The sequence below is a fragment of the Nostoc sp. CALU 1950 genome (assembly GCF_051172895.1).
GTDB lineage: Bacteria > Cyanobacteriota > Cyanobacteriia > Cyanobacteriales > Nostocaceae > Nostoc > Nostoc edaphicum_A.
The window spans coordinates 1-1,036 of record NZ_JBDNJQ010000394.1; the positions used below are offsets into that span (position 1 = coordinate 1).

General features: G+C 34.8%; 1 protein-coding gene. It reads right to left on the reverse strand.

Features of this window, described 5'->3' with window-relative positions:
• Window positions 1-11: 11 nt before the first annotated feature.
• A protein-coding gene (locus ABF638_RS38125; protein ID WP_435027908.1) for an IS630 family transposase occupies window positions 12-967 on the reverse strand; the annotation gives its coding sequence in 2 pieces (ribosomal slippage) (window positions 12-625 and window positions 625-967; 957 coding nt in all).
• Window positions 968-1,036 lie beyond the last annotated feature (69 nt).

The following is a 1,036-nucleotide window of genomic DNA, read 5'->3' on the forward strand; positions in this document are numbered from 1 at the left end:
TATAGCGTTTATTAGTCTGGTGAAGTACAGTAACAAGAATGGGTAAACCAGTTATAAATATCATTTAACGAGACTTGATTAAAAGCACTTTCAATTGCTTTTGCTAAGTCTGGATAACTTCTAGCTTCAATAGAACGTAGTAAATTTTTAATTTTTGACCAACAGTTTTCAATTGGTGAAAAATCAGGAGAATATGGTGGTAAATAAATCAATTTAGCTCCAGCAGATTCGATTATTTTCTCAATGTCTCCACCTTTATGAATTGAACAATTATCCATGATTACATAAGCGCCTTTCCACAGCTTTGGAACTAATTTTTGAGAAATATAAGCCTCAAATGTCAGCCCGTCACATGCTCCTAAAATACTATATTGACTAATCACGCCTTTGAGAGCAATCGCTCCAATTATGGAGACATTTTTACAGCGTTTTTGAGGTCGTGAGCCATGCGCTCTTTTACCTTTTTTAGAACGAGCGGAGTGTCTTATTAAAGATAGATTAGCTCCTGCTTCGTCAAGAAATACAAGGTTTTCCGTCGGTATCCCATGAAGTTGAAGCCAGAACTGTACTCTTAATAATTGAACTCTTTCAGTCTCTTTTTCTGCGGCGTGCAATGTTTTTTTTTAAGGCTTATTTCTATCCTCTGTAACATCCTGTCTACCGTAGAGATACCAATTGTTATTCCTGTTTTTTCTTGGAGAATGAAGCGAATTTCTTTCAAGGTGGCATCATTCTTAGCTTCAACTATTTCTTCAAGAATCTTAATTTGTTCTTCATTGAGCTTCGGAGGAGTTTGTTTTGTCCTAACTTTAGGAGCGATACTTGCTGTTTCTCTATATTGCTTTAGTAATTTCTCAATAAAACCTAAACTGACACAAAATTTCTTTGCTAATTGACGTTGTGATATTCCACCTGACAAGTATGTATCAAATATTTTTTGGCGAAAGTCGAGGGAATATGGTTTCATTTTTACCCTTGAGTAGATACACTGATTTATTTTAATTAGTGTACTTCATTAGACTGGTAAACGCTATAT